Raw genomic sequence first — 24,090 nt, forward strand, 5'->3', positions numbered from 1 at the left:
GCCGTTATCTCCTGGGTTATGACACTGTCGGGAAAATACGCTCCAGCCCCTGGAGAGACGCTTCCCAGTCCGCACGTTCAAAAATGCCTTGTTGCAAATAGCCCTCCAGCTGCGGCCACAGGGCGATGGCTTTATCGAGCATCGGATCGCTGCCTTTGGCATACGCGCCGACGCTAACCAGATCGCGGTTACGCTGAAAACTCGACAACAGCTGTTTGAAGGTGCGCACTCGCGCGTAATGTTGCTCACTGATCAACGCCGTCATTGCGCGGCTGATCGACGCTTCAATATCGATAGCCGGATAGTGCCCGGCTTCCGCCAGTCGGCGAGACAGCACAATGTGACCGTCGAGGATTGCCCGCGCAGAGTCGGCAATGGGGTCCTGCTGGTCATCGCCCTCGGTGAGCACGGTATAAAACGCGGTAATCGAGCCGCCGCCGCTAATGCCATTTCCGGCACGCTCGACCAGTGCCGGTAATTTGGCAAACACCGACGGGGGATAACCTTTGGTGGCGGGGGGTTCGCCAATCGCCAGCGCAATTTCACGCTGGGCCATCGCGTAGCGGGTGAGGGAGTCCATAATCAGCAACACATGCTGACCACGATCGCGAAAATCTTCGGCAATGCGCGTGGCATAGGCGGCACCTTGCATTCGCAGAAGCGGAGAGACATCTGCCGGAGCGGCAATCACTACTGAGCGTGCACGCCCTTCGGCACCGAGGATATTCTCAATAAAATCTTTTACTTCGCGCCCTCGTTCACCAATCAAACCCACGACAATGACATCGGCGCGGGTGTAACGGGCCATCATCCCCAGCAGCACACTTTTACCAACGCCGGACCCGGCAAACAGCCCCATACGCTGCCCACGCCCAACGGTAAGCAGGGCATTGATTGGGCGCACGCCAGTGTCCAGCACATGTTCAATCGGTGTACGTTGCAATGGGTTAAATGGTGGGGTAATCAGCGCACCGGTTTCCGTCGTATCGGGGGAGGGGAGGCCATCGAGCGGTTTACCGCTGCCGTCCAGAACGCGACCTAATAACGCCGGACCGAGCGGCAACTGTTTGCCGCTTTGCAGCCCTTCTGCCGAAATGTTTTTGGCATAAACACGCGCGCCGGGCAGGACACCTTCGACTTCCTCCAGCGGCATTAAAAACAGCCGTTGACCGTTAAAGCCAACGACTTCGCTTTCTACTTCGTGCGTTTCGCTGCCGTTCTGGCGCTCAATAACACAGGTTGCGCCGAGCGGCAATTGTAATCCGGTGGCTTCCAGCACCAGCCCGGTAGCGCGAGTTAATCGCCCGTAGCGACGTACCGCAGGCAACTGCGCCATTTTGGCTTCAAAGTTATCCAGCGTGGTTAGCCAGCGAGTCAGGCGCGTGGTCATTACACCACTCCTGGTGCTGCCAGACGGCAGAGTTCTTGCCAGCGAGTGGCGACACTGGCGTCGAGATCGCCTTCATCGGCGGAGACTTTACAGCCGCCAGGATGGAGGGTGGGATCGCCCCGCAAGCGCCAGCCATGCAAACTTAAGGTAGCGCCGAGCATATCATCCACACGTTGCAGATCATCCGGGTGCACGCGCAGCTGTGGTTTACCGCTGAATAACGGTTCTTGCTGCAACAACTGTTGGATCTGTTTGATCAGTGCCGAGTTATCCACTGTTGGCGTCTGACCGATGACCTGACGTGCTGCCTCCAGCGCCATCTGCATCAGGCGCGAAGCAATCACACTATCAAGCGCATCAAGGGTAGTTTGAAATTCGCTGACCAGTTGCTGCATCCGGGCATGAATTGGCGCTTGTTGAGACTTCGCCTCTGCCAGACCTTGCTCCAGCCCCTGGGCCAGTCCTTCCTGATAGCCCTGCTTATGACCTTGCTGGCGACCTTCGGCAATACCCGCCTGATAACCTTGCTCATGGGCCTGCATTTGCAGTTGCGCCAGTTGCTGCTCAAGGCTGGGTTCGGCCTCTTCAATGATGGTTTCTTCCGGCTCGACCATGGGCACAAACTCTGCCTGTGGTGGCGCGAGATCGTCCGGCGTCCAGGTTTTCCACGGCAGATTATCAGACATAGGTATCCTCGCCGCTGCCAATTACCATCTCGCCAGTTTCGGCAAGGCGGCGCACAATCAGCAGAATCGCTTTCTGTTCGTTTTCCACCTGCGACAGACGCACCGGACCACGGTTGGCGAGATCGTCGCGCAGAATATCGGCGGCACGCTGCGACATATTGCGCAGGAATTTCTCGCGCAGTGGCTGCTCGGCCCCTTTCAGCGCGATCAACAGCGATTCGGAATCTACTTCCTGCAACAGACGCTGAATGCTGCGATCGTCGACATCCACCAGATTCTCGAACAGGAACATCTCGTCGATGATTTTCTGCGCCAGTTCGCCGTCGAATTCGCGCACGGCGGTAATAACGGCTTCTTCCTGCTGAGTTTTCATCAGGTTGATAATTTCGGCTGCCGTTCTCACGCCGCCCATTTTGCTGCGCTTGAGATTCTGACCGTCGAGCAAGCCATTCAGTACTTCGGTCAGCTCCGCCAGCGCGGCTGGCTGCACGCCGCCAAAGGTGGCGATACGCAACATCACGTCGTGGCGCAGACGTTCATCGAACAACGCCAGAATATCGGCGGCCTGGGCGCGCTTCAGATGCACCAGAATGGTGGCGATAATTTGCGGATGCTCATCGCGAATCAGATCGGCGGCACTCTGCGGCTCCATAAAGTTGAGCGTTTCAATACCGCTGGCGGTATCGCGAGTTTCGAGAATATCTTCCAGCAGGCTGGCGGCACGTTCTTCACCCAGAGCTTTGACCAATACCGAACGCAGATAATCGTTGGCGTTGATATTCAGTGCGGCAAACTGTTCAGCTTCTTGCTCAAATTCCGCCAGCACATCGGTTAGCTGCTTGTTGGAGATCTGCGTGACGTTCGCCATTGCAGCGCTAAGAGTTTGCACTTCGCGCTGGGAGAGGTGCTTGAACACCTCTGCCGCCCGGTCTTCGCCAATGGTCATCAGCAGGATGACGCTTTTATCGGTGCCTGTCAGGTTACTCATGATCGTTATTTATCCACTGGCGAATGACCAGCGCCACCACGCGCGGATCGTTATCAGACATTTCACGGATACGCTGGCTCATGACTTCTGCCCCCAGACGTTGGTTAGCGCGTCGTTGTTGGAGTTGTTCGTCTTTGCTCAGGCGGACTTCCACCGCATCTTCCACTTCCTCACGGGCCTGCGCCTGTTGCTGTACAGCTTTCATCGCCTCGGCGCGACGTGTTAACTGCGGGCGTACCGCTTTCCGCCACAGCAGCCACGCCACCAGCAGTACCAGCAACCAGCGACCGGCAGCCAGCAACTGATCGATAAACGCTTGCTGTTGCCAGAACGGCAGTTCTCCGCCGCTTTCGTCACTGCTATTGAACGGCGAGTTAACGACATTGAGCGAGTCACCGCGTTTTTCAGAAAAGCCCATCGCCTCGCGGGTCAGATCTTCAATTTGCTTCATCTGTTCGTTGCTGAGAGGCAATGGTTTACCGTCTGGCAAGGTTTTGTAATTCACCACTACCGCGACTGACAGACGTTGCACATCGCCCACGTTCATTTTGGTATGACGAATGGTGCGATCGACTTCGTAGTTACTGGTTTCATTCCGCTGTGTGCTACGCGGCCCGCTATTGCTGGTGGTGCTCGCCTGCTGCTGGCGGTTATTTTGATTTGCCGGAGGCGTGCTGATTGGCGCGTTATTCGCAGGTGCCGGTTGATTCGACAACGCCCCCGGTACGCCGCCCGGATAACCGGAACCGCTTTGCTCGCTCTCATTAAGCTGGCGTGAACGAAGCGCCGCATGAGATTCATCACCGTTAGGGCGATACTGTTCTTCCGTTTGTTCTTTACTGGCGAAGTCCAGCTGCGCCGTGACCTGGGCGTGAATATTACCGTTACCAACAATAGGCGACAGGATTGCTTCAATACGCCGCTGAATACGGCCTTCGACATCGCTGGCATATTTCAACTGAGCATCATTAAGATCGCGCCCGCTGGTATTGGACTGGGTTAACAGATGTCCGCCCTGATCCACCAGCGTGACGTTTCCCGGCGGCAGACCAGCAACGGCGCTGGAAACCAGATGCACAATGGCGCTAATTTGCCCTTCATCGAGTGCGCGGCCGGGTAACAGATTTACCGTCACCGATGCAGAAGGGGATTTTTGTTCACGGACGAATAAAGACGGTTTCGGCATTGCCAGATGTACGCGCGCCCCTTTTACCGGGCCGATAGTTTCGATGGTACGAGAAAGCTCGCCTTCCAGCGCCCGCTGATAATTCACCTGTTCGCTGAACTGGCTGATACCAAACTTTTCCTGATCGAGTAGTTCAAAACCGACCGCGCCGCCTTTGGGCAAACCTTGTTGTGCCAGGCGCAGACGCAGTTCGTGAACTTTATCTGCCGGAACTTCAATAGCGCCGCTGGCTTCGCTGAAGCGGTAAGGAATATTCATTTGCGTCAGTTGGCTGACAATTGCGCCACCATCCTGATCGGAAAGATTGCTGAATAATGTGCGGTAGTCGGGGGCTTTCGCCCACAGGATCAGTGCGACCATGACCGCCACTGCCGCGGAACCGGCAACAATCAATGGAATTTTCGGATTCGCACGCAGGCGATTAAGCCACTCAAGAGATTTTGTCTGGGCTGCAGTCGCATTCATCGCGCACCTCGTGGCTGATGATGGACGGCGTTATTGGCAAAGTGGAACAAGACTCACTCCCGGGTCAGCAAACTCGAAAAATTGACGCTCCCATTATTTGTGCTTTCGTTTTTTTCTATCCGCCAATAAACCCGTTTTTTTGTTGCTATTTAGCGCCTTTGTCTTATTGACTTACTGGTAGGCTTTGCTACCAGAAATTATCCGGGAGACGAAAATGTCAGCGATACAGGGGATTGAAGGGGTTATCAGCCAGTTACAGGCTACGGCGATGAGTGCGCGTGCGCAGGATTCACTGCCGCAACCGTCCATTAGTTTTGCCGGGCAGCTGCACGCCGCGCTCGATCGCATAAGCGATACACAAACAGCCGCCCGCACGGAGGCAGAAAAATTCACCCTCGGTGAACCCGGCGTGGCGTTAAACGATGTGATGACCGATATGCAAAAAGCCTCAGTTTCTATGCAAATGGGGATTCAGGTGCGTAATAAGCTGGTGGCGGCGTATCAGGAAGTGATGTCCATGCAGGTGTAGGTTTTGTAACCTGTTGTTAATTACTTCCAATCTCACCGCTTGGGGCATGGATGGGGCAAACTCACTCAATTTCTGGTTTAAAATGGAAACCTGATTCTGAAAGTTTTCTGCCATCCACGATCCGTATACGCGATAACCCCTCTGAACATCAGAGTGTCTCTTTTAACACTCATCACCACGTCGGATGTTGCTACGACCGCAGACGCAACAGTAACGTTTGAATAATTTAATCTTTGTTGATGTTTTTATTCATATTCCGGGCGATAGATATGAGCGATTTTTGATAGTGGTAATTTTATTGTGTTTTAGAATGCTCCCTGGGCAATATAATTTATTAAACAGGAGTGTAAATGTTTCCATTAAATGATCTTTCGTTAAAAACTCAGTCGGTTCAATTAAATAAAGTCACATCTAATACTGAATCTACGATAAAACAACATGAGTTAGTATCTGATGATGCAATCATAAATGAATTATCAAGTGAGTTAGTCAGTTGTCTTGGAAATGGTAAGTTTACACCAATTAGTGAAGACAGCAAATTATTTAATATGCTGTCAGAATTTAAGTTATTGCACTCAGAATATTTCGAATGGGGTGATTATAGTCTCTGGTTTCAAGATTTCTCGATTTATAATAAGATAGGTTTTATCATGATAGAAAAAAATCAGGGAACTGGTAACCCACCCATTCGGCATAAATTAGAGTTTATATCGACTAATATTGCAGAGTTTCTAGACAACTTTACGAAAATTACAGATTCCAGACTTTGCAAAGGTTTCAGTGACTGGGCTAATTCAGTCAAAGAAGGCGCATCGAATGACTTCAAAAAAAATGTGGATATAGCATTGGTGAGATTGTTTAAATGTGTTGAACTCCACAATAGTAAACTTGACTTAACAGATCTTCACTTGGGGTCTTTGCCACCTCTTCCATCCTGGATTGAGGTGCTTTATCTTCGTCATAATGGCCTTGCCACAATACAGGTTCCCAAATTCTGCAAAGAATTAGAGCTCGATTTCAATAATTATATGGTATTTCCAAAAGTATCCGATGGAATTACCCAGGTCTCCGTAGATAATAATCTGATATCGCGTGTTGACTCATCTCCGTCAAAGGCTATGACAATTTCTATTTATCGCAATAAAATATGGTAAATACCAGCAATGCCTGAGACTACTAAGCTGTTTAATTGTGGCGATAATAAGATAAAAGAAATTCAATACTTCCCAAATCATCTGGAGAAAGCACGTATGGAGTGTGATATTGAGGTTGTCTCTGCGATATATAGCAATAAAGAATTACTTTTTAAAGAATGTAATTCTTTTGAAGAGACATTTTTATATCATGGACTTTGACAGGGATTTGCTATGAAAGATCGCAGCGAAAATATATTGTTACGAATCCCGCTGATTATGATAAATATTCCGATATGGTTAAAAAGTATGTAATAGATGGTGAGGAACTCATAATTAAATATTATATGTAAGTAATTAGGCGCAATTGTGTCACTGGAATAGAGGTTTCTTGTGACACATTTTAGTTCATCAATAATCTCCAGGGTTAACAGACAGGTTGAATTAACGCTGCGCCCTGGTTTTTGACATTACCCACCGCGCGCAATACCGGATGCCAGGAGAACTGCTTTGCTGGCACACAACCACTGACCGCGATTTCTGAGGCTTCTTTACCGCTAATCTCTTGCCGCATCCATTCCTGTGCAGCTTCTGGCGACAGAACCAGCGGGCGGCGGTCATGAATATCTACCAGACCCTGGTCTGCTGCTGCAGTGACAATTAAAAATCCTTCGGCTTCGTCACCGCGCTCAAACGGTGTGCTACCTATCGCGGCCATAAAAACAGGTTGTCCATCAGCGCGATAGATAAAATAAGGCTGTTTTTTGTCGCCTTCTTTTTTCCACTCAAACCAGCCATCGGCAAAACAGATTGCCCGACCATGTTGCCAGAGCGGTTTAAACATACGACTGGTGGCCGCAGTTTCTACGCGGGCGTTAATCAGCGGCGGTTTATCCCACCATCCGGGAGCATATCCCCAGAAAACCGGATCCAGATGAAGGTGTTCATCACGTTCACTGAGCAGAAGAACTTTGGTTCCCGGCGCGACGTTGTATCTGCCAATGGGTTCGGGATCGTAGGGAATATCGCGTTCAATATCTTCCGCGAGAAGCGCAAGGTAATCTTCACGCGTTTGGGATTGGGCAAAGCGTCCACACATAGAAACCTCCTGAGATCATACTGAAAAGAATAGGATAGGGGGCGGGTAAAATCTATGTGTCAGAGGCAACGATGTTCCCGCTGTGGGCCACAGCGGGAATGAGGGATTACTTCTGAATTAAATAACGAATGGTCGGCCCGTCTTGCTGAATATCCAGCACCGTATAGCCGTGATTACGCGCATCCAGTGGAATATTATTGATCGACTGTGGACAGTCGCTCACCACTTCCAGGATTTCCCCTTTTTTTAACTGCGGCATCGCCTCAAGAGTTGCGACTGCCGGATAAGGGCAGGGTTCACCCACCATATCAAGGCGGTAATCAGGAACGATATTTTTCATGCGATCTCCTTAGCAGTCTGCGGTGCCGCACGGCGGAAGAAGCGTTTTTCCCAGCCGATAATCAACATCAGCGCAGTAAACAACAGCAAATATGTCACCAGCAGGCCACCCATCGGGCCAAAGGTTTTCAGCAGGTTGATTTTGTCCCAGTCGGTGGCCAGCGCCGGAGCGAAATCATCCCAGTAATACGCCAGAATCGTCGAGCCGATCACATTGCCCAGACCGACCCACCAGTAGTGCACCTGACCTTCTACCGCGCGGTACATCCAACCGGTTTCGCAGCCGCCTGCCAGCACGATGCCAAAACCAAACAGTAAACCACCAATTACCGCGTTTGGTCCCGCCCACATGATTTTGGGTTCAACACCTAACTGTACGTAACTGAAGATCCCGATGGCACTTACCGCCATACCGATAATGATTGCTTTAGCCATATGGGTACGTCCGGTGATCCACATATCGCGGAACGCCGAAGTAAAGCAGATTTGCGCACGTTCAATCAGTAAACCAAAGCCGACGCCAAACAGCATTGCCAGCCCCAGTTTGGGTTGGTTCATCGCCGTGAGCAGCGCCCAGCCCAGCATACCGAAAAAGACCAGCATCCCGAGACGAAAACGACGCCGCGCCTGATCCGGTTTTTGCGTCAGCGGTGAGGCGGCAGAAACTTTCTGCATTTTCACGGGAATACGGAAGATGGGCAGCAGGGTAAAGCGTGCGCCAAACCATGAACCAATGGCAGTGGCGATGGCAAAGAACCAGGCATGCAGCGAGAACTGAGGAATACCGGTAAAGAACGCCGCCAGGTTACAGCCCATTGCCAGACGCGCGCCAAAACCAGCGATAATACCGCCAATGATGGCCTGCATAATGCGGATACGGCTGCGTGGCATGCGCAGTTTGACATTGTTGGCCCACAGCGCTGCGGCAAAGCAGCCGCCAAACATGCCGAGGATCATCATCCCGTCGATGCGGGTTAATGGCGATCCTTCCAGATGGATAATTTTAAAATAACCCCACTCTTCAGCATGGACGCCAAACAGCTGCAGGAGCTGACCGCCCCAACGGGTAAATTCACCCGTGACAGCCCAAAAGGTGCCAGTAATGCCAAAATAGTAAGTGGAGAGAATACCCGCCGCGATGACCGCAGGGATGGGTGCCCAGAATTTAATCAACCAGGCGTGTTTGAATTGCTGCCATGACATGAATGTAGCCTCTGAACTCAGAAGGTTTGAAACAAGAATCGCGAATCATACATCATGCAAATTTATTTTCGGGGTAATAATTCACAAAAATAATAGTTAGATCAAATTTCTCTCTGAACTTTGAAAGGCTGGCGACATCAGGGCTTTAATGCCACAATCCTCTTTTCTTCTCATGCAGGACGAATGATGAAAAAACTCGCAATTGCAAGCGCGCTCATGTTGCTGGCGGGCTGTGCCGAAGTCGAAAACTATAACAATGTCGTGAAAACCCCCGCGCCGGACTGGCTGGCGGGCTACTGGCAGACCAAAGGGCCGCAACGTGCGCTGGTCAGTCCGGAAGCGATAGGCAGCCTGATTGTCACTAAAGAGGGCGATACCCTGGATTGCCGTCAGTGGCAGCGGGTGATTGCCGTGCCGGGCAAGTTGACATTGATGTCTGATGATCTCACTAACGTTACCGTAAAACGTGAGCTGTACGAGGTTGAGCGTGACGGTAACACCATTGAGTACGATGGTATGACGATGGAGCGTGTGGATCGCCCGACGGCAGAGTGTGCCGCCGCGCTGGATAAAGCGCCGTTACCGACGCCACTGCCGTAATGAAATCTCCCCGGCTTGCCGCCGGGGATGAATTTAAATCACCTCTTCGATAACCCACACGCTGACGCTGCCGCCGTTGCAAAAGAAGGTCGCTTCGCCGTTTTCGTCGGTCACTACGCTCTCTTGCCGATTCCCCAGAAAATCACGCCAGGTTTTATTGCCGTAATTCTCTCCCAGATGAATGGTTTTTTCGCCATCATCCCCGTTCGACATGACCACCACGCAGCCGGGATATTCGTCAGTGCCACTGCGGCTAAAGGCAATGCAGTTCGGATGGTCGAAAAATAACGTCTGTACACCGTGGGCGAAACGCTGACGGGCGAGAATTAACTCATCAAGCTGTTCGATTATTGGCATATCTATCGGATAGGTTTGCCCGTCACCACCGACATCTTCGTAATGCGCACCGTAGAGGTCCGGATAGAACACCGAAGGAACGCCATTTTCCCGCAACAAAATTAGAGCATACGCCAGCGGTTTAAACCACGGTTCGACCGGTGCTTCGAGGGCTTGCAATGGTTGGGTGTCGTGATTGGCAACGAGCGTCACGGCGTGGAAAGGATCGGCTTCCACTAATGTACCCGTGAAAATCTGCGTCATGTCGTAGTCGCGCCCCATGCGCGATGCTTCATGGAATTTCATCTGCAGCGGCGCATCGAACAGCATGGTTTTGCCTTCCACCTGATCAATATACGTTTGCAGTTTATCGACTTCATGCGACCAGTACTCTGCCACAATAAACAGCGGCTTTGGCGCAACTTCCTGTACGTGTTCGATCCACTCTTTATAAAACCACGCCGGAATATGTTTGACCGCATCAAGACGAAAACCGTCGCATTGCGTTTGTTCCATCACCCAGCGCGCCCAGTATTTAATCTCTTCCGTCACGGCATGATTGCGAAAATCGATATTCTCGCCCATCAGATAATCGAAATTACCTAATTCATCATCAACCTGATCGTTCCAGCCTTCGCCGGTGTAGTCGTTAACAATTTTAAATATGCCATCTTCATCAGGGTTTTCGATATGGTCGATACCGCTAAAACATTTGAAATCCCAGATAAACTGCGAGTATTGCCCGGCACGGGCGGGGAAGGTGTAACGCGTCCAGCCTTCACACTCAATGATTTCTTCGTCAATTTGCGTACGGTCATCAGCATTTACACGCTGCACGCGAATAGCTTCTTTTTCATCCGCGCCCATTTTGTGGTTGACTACCACGTCCAACAGCACCGCAATGTCATTACGTTTCAGGGCGTCAATGGCGGCCAGCAGTTGTGCTTTATCGCCATATTTAGTAGGGATGCTGCCTTTCTGATCAAACTCGCCTAAATCAAATAAATCATAGGAGTCGTAGCCGACCGAATACCCGCCCGATGCGCCTTTATAGGCGGGCGGCAACCAGACCATATTGATACCAATATCATTAAAACCGTCGGCGCGCTCGGCCAGTTCAGGCCAGAGCTTACCGCCTTCCGGGTAATACCAGTGAAAACATTGTAACAGCGTGGGATTACGCATTCTTCGACTCCATTCAAGGGGAACATTAGAAGCGTAGCCGTAATCAGATTATTCGCGAGCCATTGGCTCTTTAAGATTCAAAAGAGGTTATCCTGCGGAGCCAGCACAAAGCCACCCTGATCGCCATAGGCACTTAACACCGATTTTTGCACCGATGACTGACCGACCAGTTTCGCCAGTTCATCCATCCGAATCTGTAATAACTGCTTTACCTTGCTTTCGTTGTCGAGAATCAGGCGCAGCATCGGGCGGAGCTGCTCCTGCATCGTGGTGGACGGGGCAACCTCTTCAGTCAGGTGTGCGATCTCCTGCACCGCATTCACATACGCCATTTCGCTGGCGATGAGTTCGTCCCATTGTTCTTCTGTCGCCAGGCGTAACATGAGCTGGCTTTTTTCGACGAGTTGTTGCCAGGCGAAATACAAATGCGGTGCATTGTTCATCAGACTGGGTCCTGAATCAAAGAAGGGGTGAGTAAAGACTCTTTCCAGGCATCGGCAATATTGCGCATTAATGCTTCCACTTCTTCGACTGCGGAGACATCGTTGCGTAAATTGGCTTGCAGCAAGCGCCTGACCATATAGCTATAAAGAGCAATCAAGTTTTGGGTTAGTTCGTCTTTGCTCTCTTCATCAAGACTCACCCGCAGCCCGTTCTCAATGATGTTGATCGCTTTTGACAAAGAGACGCCTTTGCCTTGCTGATTGTTGTCCTGCATAAACAGGCGCGCTCTAACCAGTGCGCTCAGCACTCCATCAAATAGCATGGTGACCAGCTGTTGCTGGCTGGCGCTCATTACGGCGCTTTCGACGCCAATTTGTGCATAGGCCTGGGTGCCTTTTGCCGCGTACATAGTTTCTCCTGAAGATTATTTCGAGTTGCTATTTGAGGTGTCGAACTGCTGTGTCAGATAGCTACTGGTGGAGTTAAGCGAGTTCATTAACACATCTAATTGGGTGAACTGGGCTTTATAGCGCGTCATTAAGGTATCGATACGCTCACTGGCTGCGTTGTACTGGTCGGTCAAATTATTCAGCGTTTTGCTGACGCCATCTTTTGCGGCCTGGATTATCCCGGTGGAAGAGAGCCAACTGGTCAGGTTGCTACTAATGCCGGTAGTTACCCCTGTACTTTTACCGTCACCTATAAACATTTCACCGATGCCTGCGGCATCTTTTTTTAGTGCCGTTTGCAGTTTGTCGGTCGCGATTTCCAGCTTGCCGGTACTGGCATCGCTGGTAATGCCAATCTGTGCCAGCGTTTTATAGTTTGAACTGCTGTGAGTATTGGCGAGCAAGGTTTTAAGCTGAGTCTGGATGGTACGCAGTGTGGAGTCACCAAGTAATGCTCCATTACTGGAGTCCTGACTTTCTGCTCCGGCATCGACAGCGGTGTATTTGGTTAAGCTACTGAATGTATCCTGCAATGTGTTATAGGCATCCACCCATGCTTTGACTACATTTTCAGCTTTGGATGTGTCTTTACTGATGGTCAGTGTCTGATTACCGGTGGTGACGTCATTCAGGTTGAGTGTGATATCTTCCAGCGCGTCGCTGATAGTGTTACTGCTGTTTTCAATCTCAACGTTATTGACTGTCAGTTTGGCGTTTTGCGCGGTGACGCTTTCAATCATGCCATTGCTGCTATCACCCGACGTTCCGTTGTAACCCATAAAACTTTCCAGGGCGCTGTCGCCGCTGACGCTAAGTTTCATAGCGTTATCGTTGCCCGTATCGTTAGCGGTGATGGACAGACGATATTCGCCGTTTCCCACATTGATGATACTGGCGCTGACACCAGCTTTGGCGTTGTTAATGGCATCGCGAATGCCGGAAAGTGACGAGTTAGCCGCGCTGATATCAATCGTGACCGGATCTTTACCGCCGCCTTGCTGGATGGTCAGTACGCTATCGCTGGTGGCGATGGCAGCTTTACTGTCTTTTTGACTAATTTTTGTGGTCAGCGTTTGTGCCTGCGCCAGTTGGCTAACGCTAATGGTGTATTTCCCGGCAATCGCGCTGCCCGTGGTGGTGGCGCTGAAAGCCGATGAACTGCTGGTGGTTGAAGTGGCGGTAAATAAATCGGCTTTATTCAGTGCTGTGTTGGCTGTCTGGAAACTCTCTAGTGCACTTTTCAGCGTCCCGTAGGCGCTCAGTTTCGCGGTGTAAGAGCTTTGCTGTTTTGATATCGGCGTCAGGGTAGATTTTTCTGCCGCCTCCAGACTGTCAAGGATGCTGCTTAAGTCCAGCCCCGACCCAACCCCAAGCGTTGAAATACTAGCCATATAAATTCCTTAATCATGCGACGTATAGAACGAATACCGGGGTTATCGGCGTAAGCGGGGCAAAGTTTACGATTTATTTTTTGGCTTAATGACACGAACAGCAACGAGGAAGGGGAGTATTTCGACCGCTAGAAAAAAATTCTAAAGGTTGTGAGTGACCAGACGATAACAGGGTTGACGGCGACGAAGCCGAAGGGTGGAAGCCCAATACTTAAACCGTAGACTTGAAAACAGGAAAATGAATCATGGCACAAGTCATTAATACCAACAGCCTCTCGCTGATCACTCAAAATAATATCAACAAGAACCAGTCTGCGCTGTCGACTTCTATCGAGCGCCTCTCTTCTGGTCTGCGCATTAACAGCGCTAAAGATGACGCTGCGGGCCAAGCGATTGCTAACCGCTTCACTTCTAACATCAAAGGTCTGACTCAGGCCGCACGTAACGCCAACGACGGTATTTCTCTGGCGCAGACCACTGAAGGCGCACTGTCTGAAATCAACAACAACTTGCAGCGTGTTCGTGAACTGACCGTTCAGGCCACTACCGGTACTAACTCTGATTCTGACCTGTCTTCAATACAGGACGAAATCAAATCCCGTCTCGATGAAATTGACCGCGTATCCGGTCAGACTCAGTTCAACGGCGTTAATGTTCTTTCCAAAGATGGTTCAATGAAAATTCAGGTTGGTGCGAATGATGGTCAAACTATCTCCATCGATCTGAAGAAAATTGATTCTTCAACTTTGGGGCTGAATGGCTTCTCAGTTTCTAAAAACTCTCTTAATGTCAGCAATGCTATCACATCTATCCCGCAAGCCGCTAGCAATGAACCTGTTGATGTTAACTTCGGTGATACTGATGAGTCTGCAGCAATCGCAGCCAAATTGGGGGTTTCCGATACGTCAAGCCTGTCGCTGCACAACATCCTTGATAAAGATGGTAAGGCAACAGCTGATTATGTTGTTCAGTCAGGTAAAGACTTCTATGCTGCTTCTGTTAATGCCGCTTCAGGTAAAGTAACCTTAAACACCATTGATGTTACTTATGATGATTATGCGAACGGTGTTGACGATGCCAAGCAAACAGGTCAGCTGATCAAAGTTTCAGCAGATAAAGACGGCGCAGCTCAAGGTTTTGTCACACTTCAAGGCAAAAACTATTCTGCTGGTGATGCGGCAGACATTCTTAAGAATGGAGCAACAGCTCTTAAGTTAACTGATCTGAATTTAAGTGATGTTACTGATACTAATGGTAAGGTAACCACAACTGCGACTGAGCAATTTGAAGGTGCTTCAACTGAGGATCCGCTGGCGCTTCTGGATAAAGCTATTGCATCAGTCGACAAATTCCGGTCTTCTCTAGGTGCCGTGCAGAACCGTCTCGATTCCGCTATCACCAACCTGAACAACACCACCACCAACCTGTCTGAAGCGCAGTCCCGTATTCAGGACGCCGACTATGCGACCGAAGTGTCCAACATGTCGAAAGCGCAGATCATCCAGCAGGCAGGTAACTCCGTGCTGTCTAAAGCGAACCAGGTACCGCAGCAAGTTCTGTCACTGTTACAAGGCTAATGGCCTTAACCTGCCTGACCCCGCCACCGGCGGGGTTTTTTCTGTCCGCAATTTACCGATAACCCCCAAATAACCCCTCATTTCACCCACTAATCGTCCGATTAAAAACCCTGCAGAAACGGATAATCATGCCGATAACTCATATAACGCAGGGCTGTTTATCGTGAATTCACTCTATACCGCTGAAGGTGTAATGGATAAACACTCGCTGTGGCAGCGTTATATCCCGCTGGTGCGTCACGAAGCATTGCGCCTGCAGGTTCGACTGCCCGCGAGCGTGGAACTTGACGATCTGCTACAGGCGGGCGGCATTGGGTTACTCAATGCCGTCGAACGCTATGACGCCCTACAAGGAACGGCATTTACAACTTACGCAGTGCAGCGTATCCGTGGCGCTATGCTGGATGAACTTCGCAGCCGTGACTGGGTGCCGCGCAGCGTGCGACGCAACGCGCGTGAAGTGGCACAGGCAATAGGGCAACTGGAGCAGGAACTTGGCCGCAACGCCACGGAAACTGAGGTAGCGGAACGTTTAGGGATCGATATTGCCGACTATCGCCAAATGTTGCTCGACACCAATAACAGCCAGCTCTTCTCCTACGATGAGTGGCGCGAAGAGCACGGCGATAGCATCGAACTGGTTACTGATGATCATCAGCGAGAAAATCCGCTACAACAACTGCTGGACAGTAATCTGCGCCAGCGGGTGATGGAAGCCATCGAAACGTTGCCGGAGCGCGAAAAACTGGTATTAACCCTCTATTACCAGGAAGAGCTGAATCTCAAAGAGATTGGCGCGGTGCTGGAGGTCGGGGAATCGCGGGTCAGTCAGTTACACAGCCAGGCCATTAAACGGTTACGCACTAAACTGGGTAAGTTATAACGTCAGTAAATGCCGCACTTTAATTTTGACTACCAGGAGTTCTTAATGATGGTGCAGCACCTGAAAAGACGGCCATTAAGCCGCTATCTTAAAGACTTTAAACACAGCCAGACCCATTGCGCGCATTGCCGTAAATTACTCGACCGCATTACCCTCGTTCGCGACGGCAAAATAGTGAATAAAATCGAGATTTCCCGCCTGGACATGCTGCTTGATGAAAATGGCTGGCAAGTGGAACAAAAATCATGGGCGGCATTGTGCCGATTCTGCGGTGATTTACATTGCAAAACGCAGAGTGATTTTTTCGATATTATCGGCTTTAAGCAATTTCTTTTTGAGCAAACTGAAATGAGCCCTGGTACGGTGCGTGAATATGTCGTTCGTCTGCGCCGTTTGGGGAATCATCTACACGAGCAAAATATTTCCCTCGATCCGCTGCAGGACGGTTTCCTTGATGAAATCCTCGCCCCGTGGCTGCCCACCACCAGCACCAACAATTACCGCATCGCATTACGGAAGTATCAACACTATCAGCGTCAAACGTGTACCGGACTTGTGCAGAAATCCTCCAGCCTGCCTGCTTCTGATATATATTAAATAAGAATAAGATGTAGCGGAGTTGTTTTTGTGTTTACAAACAATGGCTCTACACTGCAAACAGACATAACAACATTCGGGGTAAATATGAAATTAGCACATCTGGGACGTCAGGCATTGATGGGTGTGATGGCCGTAGCGCTGGTTGCGGGCATGAGCGTTAAAAGTTTTGCAGATGAAGGTCTGCTTAATAAAGTTAAAGAGCGCGGCACGCTGCTGGTAGGGCTGGAAGGCACTTATCCGCCGTTCAGTTTTCAGGGAGATGACGGCAAATTAACCGGTTTTGAAGTGGAATTTGCCCAACAGCTGGCAAAACATCTTGGCGTTGAGGCGTCACTAAAACCGACCAAATGGGACGGTATGCTGGCGTCGCTGGACTCTAAACGCATTGATGTGGTGATTAATCAGGTCACCATTTCTGACGAGCGCAAGAAAAAATACGATTTCTCTACCCCTTACACCATTTCCGGTATTCAGGCGCTGGTGAAAAAAGGTAACGAAGGCACCATTAAAACAGCTGCTGATCTGAAAGGCAAAAAAGTGGGTGTCGGTCTGGGCACCAACTATGAAGAGTGGCTGCGGCAGAATGTTCAGGGCGTCGATGTGCGTACCTATGATGATGACCCGACCAAATATCAGGATCTGCGCGTAGGCCGTATCGATGCGATCCTCGTTGATCGTCTGGCGGCGCTGGATCTGGTGAAGAAAACCAACGATACGCTGGCAGTAACCGGTGAAGCATTCTCCCGTCAGGAGTCTGGCGTGGCGCTGCGTAAAGGAAATGAAGACCTGCTGAAAGCGGTGAATGATGCAATTGCGGAAATGCAAAAAGACGGCACTCTGCAAGCTCTTTCCGAAAAATGGTTTGGTGCTGATGTGACCAAATAATCAGCATAATGACAAAAAAGGGCGCTTTCACTAGCGCCTTTTTTATTTACGCGTTTTCAGCGTGCATAATAAGAAAATCACAACAACACACATCGGAGGCTGTTATGCCACTGCATAATTTAACCCGTTTTCCACGGTTGGAGTTTATCGGCGCGCCAACGCCGCTCGAATATCTGCCGCGCTTTTCTGATTATCTTGGACGGGAAATTTTCATCAAACGGGATGACGTCACACCCATGGCAATGGGCGGCAATAAATTACGTAAGCTGGAATTTCTCGCGGCAGATGCTCTGCGTGAAGGTGCCGATACGCTGATTACTGCCGGGGCGATCCAGTCTAACCATGTGCGCCAGACTGCCGCAGTTGCGGCGAAACTCGGTCTGCACTGCGTGGCGCTGCTGGAAAATCCTATTGGCACAACCGCAGAAAACTATTTAACCAACGGCAATCGTTTGTTGCTGGATCTGTTCAATACCCAGATTGAAATGTGCGACGCACTGACCGATCCCAATGCCCAACTGGAAGAGCTGGCGACGCGAGTCGAAGCACAAGGCTTTCGCCCGTATGTCATTCCGGTTGGCGGTTCTAATGCTCTGGGCGCGCTGGGTTATGTGGAGAGTGCGCTGGAAATTGCGCAACAGTGTGAAGGGGCGGTTAATATTTCGTCGGTGGTGGTCGCATCGGGCAGTGCCGGAACTCACGCCGGACTGGCTGTTGGGCTGGAACACCTGATGCCTGAAAGCGAACTGATTGGCGTGACCGTGTCGCGTTCCGTTGCCGATCAATTGCCGAAAGTGGTTAACCTACAACAGGCGATTGCGAAAGAACTGGAGCTGACCGCATCAGCGGAAATTTTACTCTGGGATGACTATTTTGCACCTGGCTACGGCGTGCCGAACGACGAAGGCATGGAAGCAGTGAAATTGCTGGCGCGGCTGGAAGGCATTCTGCTTGATCCTGTGTATACCGGAAAAGCGATGGCGGGTCTGATTGACGGTATCAGTCAGAAACGTTTCAAAGATGAAGGGCCGATTCTGTTTATTCATACCGGCGGTGCGCCTGCGCTGTTCGCCTATCATCCCCACGTTTAGCTCCGGAAACGCTCATGCAAGAAAGTATACAACTGGTTATTGATTCCTTGCCGTTCCTGCTGAAAGGTGCTGGGTATACGCTGCAACTCAGTATCGGCGGCATGTTTTTTGGCTTACTGCTCGGGTTTATTCTCGCGCTGATGCGCCTGTCGCCAATCTGGCCCGTGCGCTGGCTGGCGCGTTTTTATATCTCTATTTTTCGTGGTACGCCGCTCATCGCACAACTGTTTATGATCTATTACGGCCTGCCGCAGTTTGGTATCGAATTAGATCCCATTCCGTCAGCAATGATTGGTCTGTCGTTGAACACTGCCGCCTATGCTGCCGAAACGCTGCGCGCCGCCATTTCTTCTATTGATAAAGGTCAGTGGGAAGCGGCAGCCAGTATTGGTATGACGCCGTGGCAGACCATGCGTCGCGCGATTTTGCCACAGGCGGCGCGTGTGGCGTTGCCGCCGCTGTCGAACAGCTTTATCAGCCTGGTAAAAGATACGTCGCTGGCCGCGACAATCCAGGTGCCGGAGCTGTTCCGTCAGGCGCAGTTGATTACCTCGCGTACGCTGGAGGTGTTCACCATGTATCTGGCGGCTTCGCTCATCTACTGGATCATGGCGACTGTGTTATCGACGTTGCAGAACCATTTTGAGAATCAACTTAATCGCCAGGAGAGAGAACCAAAATGAGTGCCATTGAAGTTAAGAACCTGGTGAAAAAATTCCACGGTCAGACGGTGCTGCACGGTATCGACCTCGAGGTAAAGCCTGGCGAAGTGGTGGCAATTATCGGTCCGAGTGGTTCCGGCAAAACCACGTTGCTACGCAGCATAAATCTGCTGGAACAACCCGAAGCGGGAACGATCACCGTTGGCGATATCACTATTGATACTGCACGTTCATTAAGTCAGCAAAAATCGCTGATTCGCCAGTTGCGTCAGCACGTCGGGTTTGTCTTCCAGAACTTTAATTTGTTTCCGCATCGTACGGTGCTGGAGAACATTATTGAAGGGCCGGTGATCGTCAAAGGCGAACCGAAAGAAGAGGCCACGGCGCGCGCTCGCGAGCTGTTGGCGAAAGTTGGGCTGGCCGGTAAAGAAACCAGCTATCCACGTCGTTTGTCTGGCGGTCAACAGCAGCGTGTTGCGATTGCGCGTGCGCTGGCAATGCGTCCTGAGGTGATTTTGTTTGACGAGCCAACGTCAGCGCTGGATCCAGAGCTGGTGGGCGAAGTCCTGAACACCATCCGTCAGCTGGCGCAGGAAAAGCGCACGATGGTGATTGTGACGCACGAAATGAGCTTTGCCCGGGATGTTGCGGACCGGGCGATTTTTATGGACCAAGGGCGGATAGTCGAGCAGGGGGCAGCAAAAGCGTTATTTGCCGATCCCCAGCAGCCTCGCACCCGCCAGTTCCTCGAGAAGTTTCTGCTGCAATAATAAGAAAAAATCAGCCCCGACGATTCACCTGTCGGGGCGGGACGCTATTTCAAGCGTGATAAAACTGCTTAACAAATCAGCATAACTCATTAATAACATAAGAGAATGTGATGGCTTGCAAAAGTAATTCATTGCCTGAATAATATAAATTATATATAAATCTTATTTATGTGATAGTTTGAATTATCATTATAAATGATACTCACTCTCAGGGGCGTTGCGGTTTACTATGCAGGATACGGATTTTTTCAGCTGGCGTCGCACGATGCTGTTGCGTTTTCAGAGGATGGAGGCCGCAGAAGAGGTCTACCATGAAATAGAGCTTCAGGCTCAGCAGCTGGAGTACGATTACTATTCGTTATGTGTTCGCCACCCGGTACCATTCACGCGACCTAAAGTGGCTTTCTACACCAATTACCCTGAGGCGTGGGTTAGTTATTATCAGGCAAAAAACTTTCTCGCAATTGATCCGGTGCTGAACCCTGAAAACTTTAGTCAGGGCCATCTAATGTGGAATGATGACTTATTCAACGAAGCACAGCCGTTATGGGAAGCCGCGCGCGCACATGGTTTACGCCGCGGTGTCACTCAGTATTTAATGCTGCCAAACCGGGCGCTGGGCTTTTTGTCCTTTTCCCGTTGCAGCGCGCGCGAAATACCCATTCTTAGTGATGAACTGCAATTAAAAATGCAGTTACTGGTGCGCGAAAGTCTGATGGCTCTGATGCGTTTAAATGATGAAATAGTGATGACGCCAGAGATGAATTTCAGCAAGCGCGAAAAAGAAATTCTGAGGTGGACGGCGGAAGGGAAGACATCAGCAGAGATAGCGATGATTTTGTCAATCTCTGAGAATACGGTCAATTTCCATCAGAAAAACATGCAGAAAAAAATCAATGCACCGAATAAGACCCAGGTTGCCTGTTACGCGGCCGCTACTGGCTTAATTTGATCTCTTTTCTTTCTGCGTGTCAGATGCAAAAACCGGCTGAAAGGCACGTTCTCAGCCGGTTTTATATTACTGACGGTAGGCTTGTTTAATTTGCTTAACCGTTTTGGAAAATACTGCAGCCTGGGTTTCGTCTTCGATCAGCGCAAGCTGTTTTTCCATCTTTAACATCACGCGGCCCGCGTCAGCTTGTCCCATCGCCTGCAGCATCAGCGTCAGCATCGCTTTCAGGCAGGAGACTTCATTTGCCAGTTCTTGATTATTCTCGGCAGTAGAAAAATCAGGCGTACTCATTTATTTTCCTCGTCATGTTGCAATGAAAATTTGCGGTGAAAAATGTTAAGGCGGCGGAGTATACCATAAGCTTTGCTAAAAATAGCAGTGGTTGTTTTTTGAGCGTGATATCAACAGTGCTATAAAATACGTTAATATAATGACCAATAAATATTTTTATCATGAATGTTTTTTGCCCGTATTGTTCGGGTTAATTAATGTTACATATTCAGCGGGCTGATTTTCATTTTTGCTGAATAAAGTCAATTTTTGTCACATTTCATCGCCGGGCTTACTGTGAAACGATCCGGTAAGCCGTTGGTGACGGGCGTGACCATAACTGTGGACAATCGAATTGACAAAAACGAGAGAAAAATCGAATACCCACCATTTTTAACGTTTCAAAGTTGCAATAAAAACCGCTAATATACGAATGACTAACTATCAGTAGCGTTATCCCTATTTCTGGAGATATTCCTTTGATCAACGTTCTACTTGTTGATGACCACGAACTGGTGCGCGCAGGGATACGACGCATTCTGGAAGATATAAAGGGTATAAAAGTCGTCGGTGAGGCATCGTGCGGTGAAGACGCCGTTAAGTGGTGCCGGACAAATGCCGTTGACGTGGTGCTAATGGACATGAGTATGCCGGGCATTGGCGGTCTTGAGGCGACGCGTAAAATCGCGCGTTCCACAGCTGATGTCAAAATCATCATGCTTACCGTCCATACAGAAAACCCTTTACCAGCGAAAGTCATGCAGGCCGGTGCTGCGGGCTACCTCAGCAAAGGCGCGGCTCCGCAGGAAGTCGTGAGTGCGATCCGTTCTGTCTATTCAGGGCAGCGTTACATTGCTTCTGATATCGCTCAACAAATGGCGTTAAGCCAGATCGAACCAGAAAAAACAGAAAGCCCATTTGCCAGTTTGTCTGAACGTGAATTGCAGATTATGCTGATGATCACCAAGGGCCAGAAGGTCAATGAGATCTCAGAACAGCTCAATCTCAGTCCGAAAACGGTGAACAGCTACCGCTATCGTATGTTCAGTAAACTAAACATTCATGGCGATGTTGAGCTGACTCACCTGGCAATTCGCCATGGTCTGTGTAATGCGGAGACATTATCAAGTCAGTGAGTGATCAGTTTGACGCAAAAGCGTTTTTAAAAACCGTAACCAGCCAGCCTGGCGTTTATCGCATGTACGATGCTGGTGGTACGGTTATCTATGTCGGCAAAGCGAAAGACCTGAAAAAACGGCTTTCCAGCTATTTCCGTAGCAACCTCGCTTCGCGCAAAACCGAAGCGCTGGTCGCCCAGATCCAGCAAATTGATGTAACGGTTACTCATACAGAAACCGAAGCGCTGTTGCTGGAACACAACTACATCAAACTCTATCAGCCGCGTTACAACGTTTTACTACGCGATGATAAATCTTATCCCTTTATCTTCCTGAGTGGCGATACCCATCCGCGTCTGGCGATGCATCGTGGTGCGAAGCATGCTAAAGGTGAATATTTCGGCCCGTTCCCGAATGGCTATGCCGTACGTGAAACACTGGCGCTACTGCAAAAGATTTTCCCCATTCGCCAGTGCGAAAACAGTGTTTATCGCAATCGCTCGCGTCCGTGTCTGCAATATCAGATAGGACGTTGTCTGGGGCCGTGCGTTGAAGGACTGGTGAGTGAAGAAGAATACGCTCAGCAGGTCGAGTATGTGCGCCTGTTTTTGTCTGGCAAAGATGATCAGGTGCTTACGCAACTGATTAGCCGTATGGAAACTGCCAGCCAGAATCTGGAGTTTGAAGAAGCTGCACGTATTCGCGACCAAATTCAGGCGGTGCGACGCGTCACCGAAAAACAGTTTGTTTCCAATACCGGCGACGACCTTGACGTTATTGGTGTGGCGTTCGATGCGGGCATGGCTTGTGTCCACGTATTGTTCATTCGTCAGGGCAAAGTGCTCGGCAGCCGCAGCTATTTCCCGAAAGTGCCTGGCGGTACGGAACTGAGCGAGGTGGTGGAAACCTTCGTAGGTCAGTTCTATTTACAAGGCAGCCAGATGCGCACCTTACCGGGTGAGATCCTGCTCGATTTTAATCTTAGCGATAAAACGCTGCTCGCCGATTCCCTTTCAGAACTGGCGGGACGCAAGATTAATGTTCAAACCAAACCTCGCGGCGATAGGGCGCGTTATCTGAAACTCGCGCGCACCAATGCGGCGACGGCCTTAACCAGCAAACTTTCGCAGCAATCTACCGTTCACCAGCGACTGACCGCGCTTGCCAGCGTGTTGAAATTGCCGGAAGTGAAGCGGATGGAGTGCTTTGACATCAGCCATACCATGGGCGAACAAACCGTCGCTTCCTGTGTGGTGTTTGATGCTAACGGCCCGCTGCGTGCGGAGTATCGGCGCTATAACATTACTGGCATCACGCCGGGCGATGATTATGCGGCGATGAATCAGGTGCTGCGTCGGCGTTATGGTAAAGCCATTGACGACAGTAAGATCCCGGATGTGATCCTTATCGACGGCGGCAAAGGCCAGCTTGCGCAGGCGAAAAATGTCTTCGCCGAACTGGATGTCTCATGGGATAAAAATCATCCGCTGCTACTTGGCGTTGCCAAAGGAGCAGATCGTAAGGCTGGGCTGGAAACGCTGTTCTTTGAGCCGGAAGGTGAGGGATTCAGTTTGCCGCCAGATTCTCCCGCGCTGCATGTTATCCAGCATATTCGCGATGAATCACACGATCACGCGATTGGCGGGCACCGTAAAAAACGGGCGAAGGTCAAAAATACCAGTTCCCTGGAAACCATTGAAGGCGTCGGGCCAAAACGCCGGCAAATGTTGTTGAAATATATGGGCGGTTTGCAAGGTTTACGTAACGCCAGCGTCGAGGAAATTGCAAAAGTGCCGGGTATTTCGCAAGGTCTGGCAGAAAAGATCTTCTGGTCGTTGAAACATTGATGTCTCTGTAGC

At 50.3% G+C, this 24,090-nt stretch carries 25 protein-coding genes and 3 pseudogenes; 13 read left to right on the forward strand and 15 right to left on the reverse strand.

The annotated features are described in order from the left end of the window. Positions 1-16 precede the first annotated feature (16 nt). Genes fliI through fliF form a run of 4 tightly spaced genes read right to left on the reverse strand, consistent with a single transcriptional unit; the run spans position 17 to position 4,715 of the window. The gene (gene fliI, locus BGE37_RS07320; RefSeq protein ID WP_000213294.1) at positions 17-1,390 is read right to left on the reverse strand and encodes a flagellar protein export ATPase FliI; all 1,374 of its coding nucleotides are present in this window, start codon (positions 1,388-1,390) and stop codon (positions 17-19) included. Beyond that, positions 1,390-2,076 carry a flagellar assembly protein FliH gene (fliH, locus tag BGE37_RS07325; protein ID WP_001282709.1) on the reverse strand — a complete coding sequence of 229 codons (687 nt, stop codon included), beginning with the start codon at positions 2,074-2,076 and terminating at the stop codon, positions 1,390-1,392. Before fliH ends, fliI begins: the two co-directional genes overlap by 1 nt. After that, entirely contained in the window at positions 2,069-3,064 is a 996-nt protein-coding gene (fliG, locus tag BGE37_RS07330; protein WP_000067950.1) for a flagellar motor switch protein FliG, read from the reverse strand. The genes fliH and fliG overlap by 8 nt, the downstream gene beginning before the upstream one ends. Continuing rightward, positions 3,057-4,715, reverse strand: a complete 1,659-nt coding sequence (gene fliF / locus BGE37_RS07335; protein ID WP_000994427.1) for a flagellar basal-body MS-ring/collar protein FliF — start codon at positions 4,713-4,715, stop codon at positions 3,057-3,059. The genes fliG and fliF overlap by 8 nt, the downstream gene beginning before the upstream one ends. A 214-nt stretch (positions 4,716-4,929) precedes the next feature. Between fliF and fliE the strand changes: the two genes are divergently transcribed. Continuing rightward, positions 4,930-5,244 (forward strand): flagellar hook-basal body complex protein FliE, encoded by a 315-nt coding sequence (fliE, locus tag BGE37_RS07340; protein WP_001274294.1) that lies wholly within the window; start codon positions 4,930-4,932, stop codon positions 5,242-5,244. A 33-nt stretch (positions 5,245-5,277) separates the two neighbouring features. Here the strand turns inward: fliE and BGE37_RS25940 are convergent. Beyond that, positions 5,278-5,400 (reverse strand): annotated as a pseudogene (locus BGE37_RS25940) (integrase); the annotation flags it as partial. 194 nt (positions 5,401-5,594) lie between these two features. Between BGE37_RS25940 and BGE37_RS07350 the strand changes: the two are divergent. Continuing rightward, a pseudogene (locus BGE37_RS07350) lies at positions 5,595-6,730 on the forward strand (DUF5503 domain-containing protein). 74 nt (positions 6,731-6,804) lie between these two features. Here BGE37_RS07350 and BGE37_RS07360 read toward each other — a convergent pair. The 3 genes from BGE37_RS07360 to yedE all read right to left on the reverse strand — a co-directional run bounded on the left by BGE37_RS07360 (position 6,805) and on the right by yedE (position 9,018). Next, positions 6,805-7,476, reverse strand: coding sequence for an SOS response-associated peptidase (locus BGE37_RS07360; RefSeq protein ID WP_001543845.1), 672 nt, complete (start codon positions 7,474-7,476; stop codon positions 6,805-6,807). A 106-nt stretch (positions 7,477-7,582) separates the two neighbouring features. Continuing rightward, positions 7,583-7,816: a sulfurtransferase-like selenium metabolism protein YedF gene (gene yedF / locus BGE37_RS07365; protein ID WP_000790504.1), complete on the reverse strand. Its 234-nt coding sequence runs from the start codon at positions 7,814-7,816 to the stop codon at positions 7,583-7,585. Beyond that, the gene (gene yedE, locus BGE37_RS07370; RefSeq protein ID WP_000118901.1) at positions 7,813-9,018 is read right to left on the reverse strand and encodes a selenium metabolism membrane protein YedE/FdhT; all 1,206 of its coding nucleotides are present in this window, start codon (positions 9,016-9,018) and stop codon (positions 7,813-7,815) included. The genes yedF and yedE overlap by 4 nt, the downstream gene beginning before the upstream one ends. Before the next feature lie 186 nt (positions 9,019-9,204). Here yedE and yedD point away from each other — a divergent pair, with 186 nt between their 5' ends. After that, entirely contained in the window at positions 9,205-9,618 is a 414-nt protein-coding gene (yedD, locus tag BGE37_RS07380) for a lipoprotein YedD (protein WP_000731731.1), read from the forward strand. 33 nt (positions 9,619-9,651) lie between these two features. Here yedD and amyA read toward each other — a convergent pair whose 3' ends face one another. The 4 genes from amyA to fliD all read right to left on the reverse strand — a co-directional run bounded on the left by amyA (position 9,652) and on the right by fliD (position 13,423). Beyond that, entirely contained in the window at positions 9,652-11,139 is a 1,488-nt protein-coding gene (amyA, locus tag BGE37_RS07385; protein WP_001245699.1) for an alpha-amylase, read from the reverse strand. Between the two features lie 77 nt (positions 11,140-11,216). Then, positions 11,217-11,582, reverse strand: coding sequence for a flagella biosynthesis regulatory protein FliT (gene fliT, locus BGE37_RS07390; protein ID WP_001057840.1), 366 nt, complete (start codon positions 11,580-11,582; stop codon positions 11,217-11,219). Then, positions 11,582-11,992, reverse strand: a complete 411-nt coding sequence (fliS, locus tag BGE37_RS07395; RefSeq protein ID WP_000270664.1) for a flagellar export chaperone FliS — start codon at positions 11,990-11,992, stop codon at positions 11,582-11,584. The genes fliT and fliS overlap by 1 nt, the downstream gene beginning before the upstream one ends. 15 nt (positions 11,993-12,007) lie before the next feature. After that, complete coding sequence (gene fliD, locus BGE37_RS07400; RefSeq protein ID WP_000146825.1) at positions 12,008-13,423, reverse strand: flagellar filament capping protein FliD; 1,416 nt, start codon at positions 13,421-13,423, stop codon at positions 12,008-12,010. Between the two features lie 245 nt (positions 13,424-13,668). Here fliD and BGE37_RS07405 point away from each other — a divergent pair, with 245 nt between their 5' ends. The 8 genes from BGE37_RS07405 to sdiA all read left to right on the forward strand — a co-directional run bounded on the left by BGE37_RS07405 (position 13,669) and on the right by sdiA (position 20,843). Next, on the forward strand, positions 13,669-15,000 hold the full coding sequence (locus BGE37_RS07405; protein WP_000079776.1) for a FliC/FljB family flagellin: 1,332 nt from the start codon (positions 13,669-13,671) through the stop codon (positions 14,998-15,000). A 163-nt stretch (positions 15,001-15,163) separates the two neighbouring features. After that, entirely contained in the window at positions 15,164-15,883 is a 720-nt protein-coding gene (fliA, locus tag BGE37_RS07410; RefSeq protein WP_001087450.1) for an RNA polymerase sigma factor FliA, read from the forward strand. A gap of 45 nt (positions 15,884-15,928) precedes the next feature. Beyond that, on the forward strand, positions 15,929-16,480 hold the full coding sequence (gene fliZ, locus BGE37_RS07415; protein ID WP_001344677.1) for a flagella biosynthesis regulatory protein FliZ: 552 nt from the start codon (positions 15,929-15,931) through the stop codon (positions 16,478-16,480). An 87-nt stretch (positions 16,481-16,567) separates the two neighbouring features. Then, entirely contained in the window at positions 16,568-17,368 is an 801-nt protein-coding gene (gene tcyJ, locus BGE37_RS07420) for a cystine ABC transporter substrate-binding protein (RefSeq protein WP_001295643.1), read from the forward strand. A gap of 104 nt (positions 17,369-17,472) precedes the next feature. Beyond that, positions 17,473-18,459 (forward strand): D-cysteine desulfhydrase, encoded by a 987-nt coding sequence (gene dcyD, locus BGE37_RS07425; protein WP_001128215.1) that lies wholly within the window; start codon positions 17,473-17,475, stop codon positions 18,457-18,459. A 14-nt stretch (positions 18,460-18,473) separates the two neighbouring features. Further along, a complete protein-coding gene (gene tcyL, locus BGE37_RS07430; RefSeq protein ID WP_001158220.1) occupies positions 18,474-19,142 on the forward strand; it encodes a cystine ABC transporter permease in 669 nt (222 codons plus the stop codon). Further along, the gene (gene tcyN / locus BGE37_RS07435; protein WP_001272994.1) at positions 19,139-19,891 is read left to right on the forward strand and encodes an L-cystine ABC transporter ATP-binding protein TcyN; all 753 of its coding nucleotides are present in this window, start codon (positions 19,139-19,141) and stop codon (positions 19,889-19,891) included. Before tcyL ends, tcyN begins: the two co-directional genes overlap by 4 nt. 229 nt (positions 19,892-20,120) lie before the next feature. Continuing rightward, a complete protein-coding gene (gene sdiA / locus BGE37_RS07440) occupies positions 20,121-20,843 on the forward strand; it encodes a transcriptional regulator SdiA (protein ID WP_001154265.1) in 723 nt (240 codons plus the stop codon). A gap of 66 nt (positions 20,844-20,909) precedes the next feature. On the opposite strand, the gene yecF is transcribed toward sdiA, so the two are convergent. The 3 genes and pseudogenes from yecF to BGE37_RS25890 form a co-directional block, all read right to left on the reverse strand. Further along, a complete protein-coding gene (gene yecF, locus BGE37_RS07445; protein ID WP_000106474.1) occupies positions 20,910-21,134 on the reverse strand; it encodes a DUF2594 family protein YecF in 225 nt (74 codons plus the stop codon). After that, on the reverse strand, positions 21,121-21,297 hold the full coding sequence (gene yecU / locus BGE37_RS25095; protein ID WP_001307856.1) for a protein YecU: 177 nt from the start codon (positions 21,295-21,297) through the stop codon (positions 21,121-21,123). The genes yecF and yecU overlap by 14 nt, the downstream gene beginning before the upstream one ends. An 82-nt stretch (positions 21,298-21,379) precedes the next feature. Continuing rightward, positions 21,380-21,451 (reverse strand): annotated as a pseudogene (locus tag BGE37_RS25890) (transcriptional regulator); the annotation flags it as partial. A 141-nt stretch (positions 21,452-21,592) separates the two neighbouring features. Between BGE37_RS25890 and uvrY the strand changes: the two are divergent. Both uvrY and uvrC read left to right on the forward strand, forming a co-directional pair. Continuing rightward, positions 21,593-22,249, forward strand: coding sequence for a UvrY/SirA/GacA family response regulator transcription factor (gene uvrY / locus BGE37_RS07450; protein ID WP_000611335.1), 657 nt, complete (start codon positions 21,593-21,595; stop codon positions 22,247-22,249). Then, positions 22,246-24,078: an excinuclease ABC subunit UvrC gene (uvrC, locus tag BGE37_RS07455; protein ID WP_001283421.1), complete on the forward strand. Its 1,833-nt coding sequence runs from the start codon at positions 22,246-22,248 to the stop codon at positions 24,076-24,078. The genes uvrY and uvrC overlap by 4 nt, the downstream gene beginning before the upstream one ends. The last annotated feature ends 12 nt before the right edge of the window (positions 24,079-24,090 follow it).

Origin of the sequence: Escherichia sp. MOD1-EC6300, assembly GCF_002965045.1 — a bacterium.
Taxonomy (GTDB): Bacteria; Pseudomonadota; Gammaproteobacteria; order Enterobacterales; family Enterobacteriaceae; genus Escherichia; species Escherichia coli_F.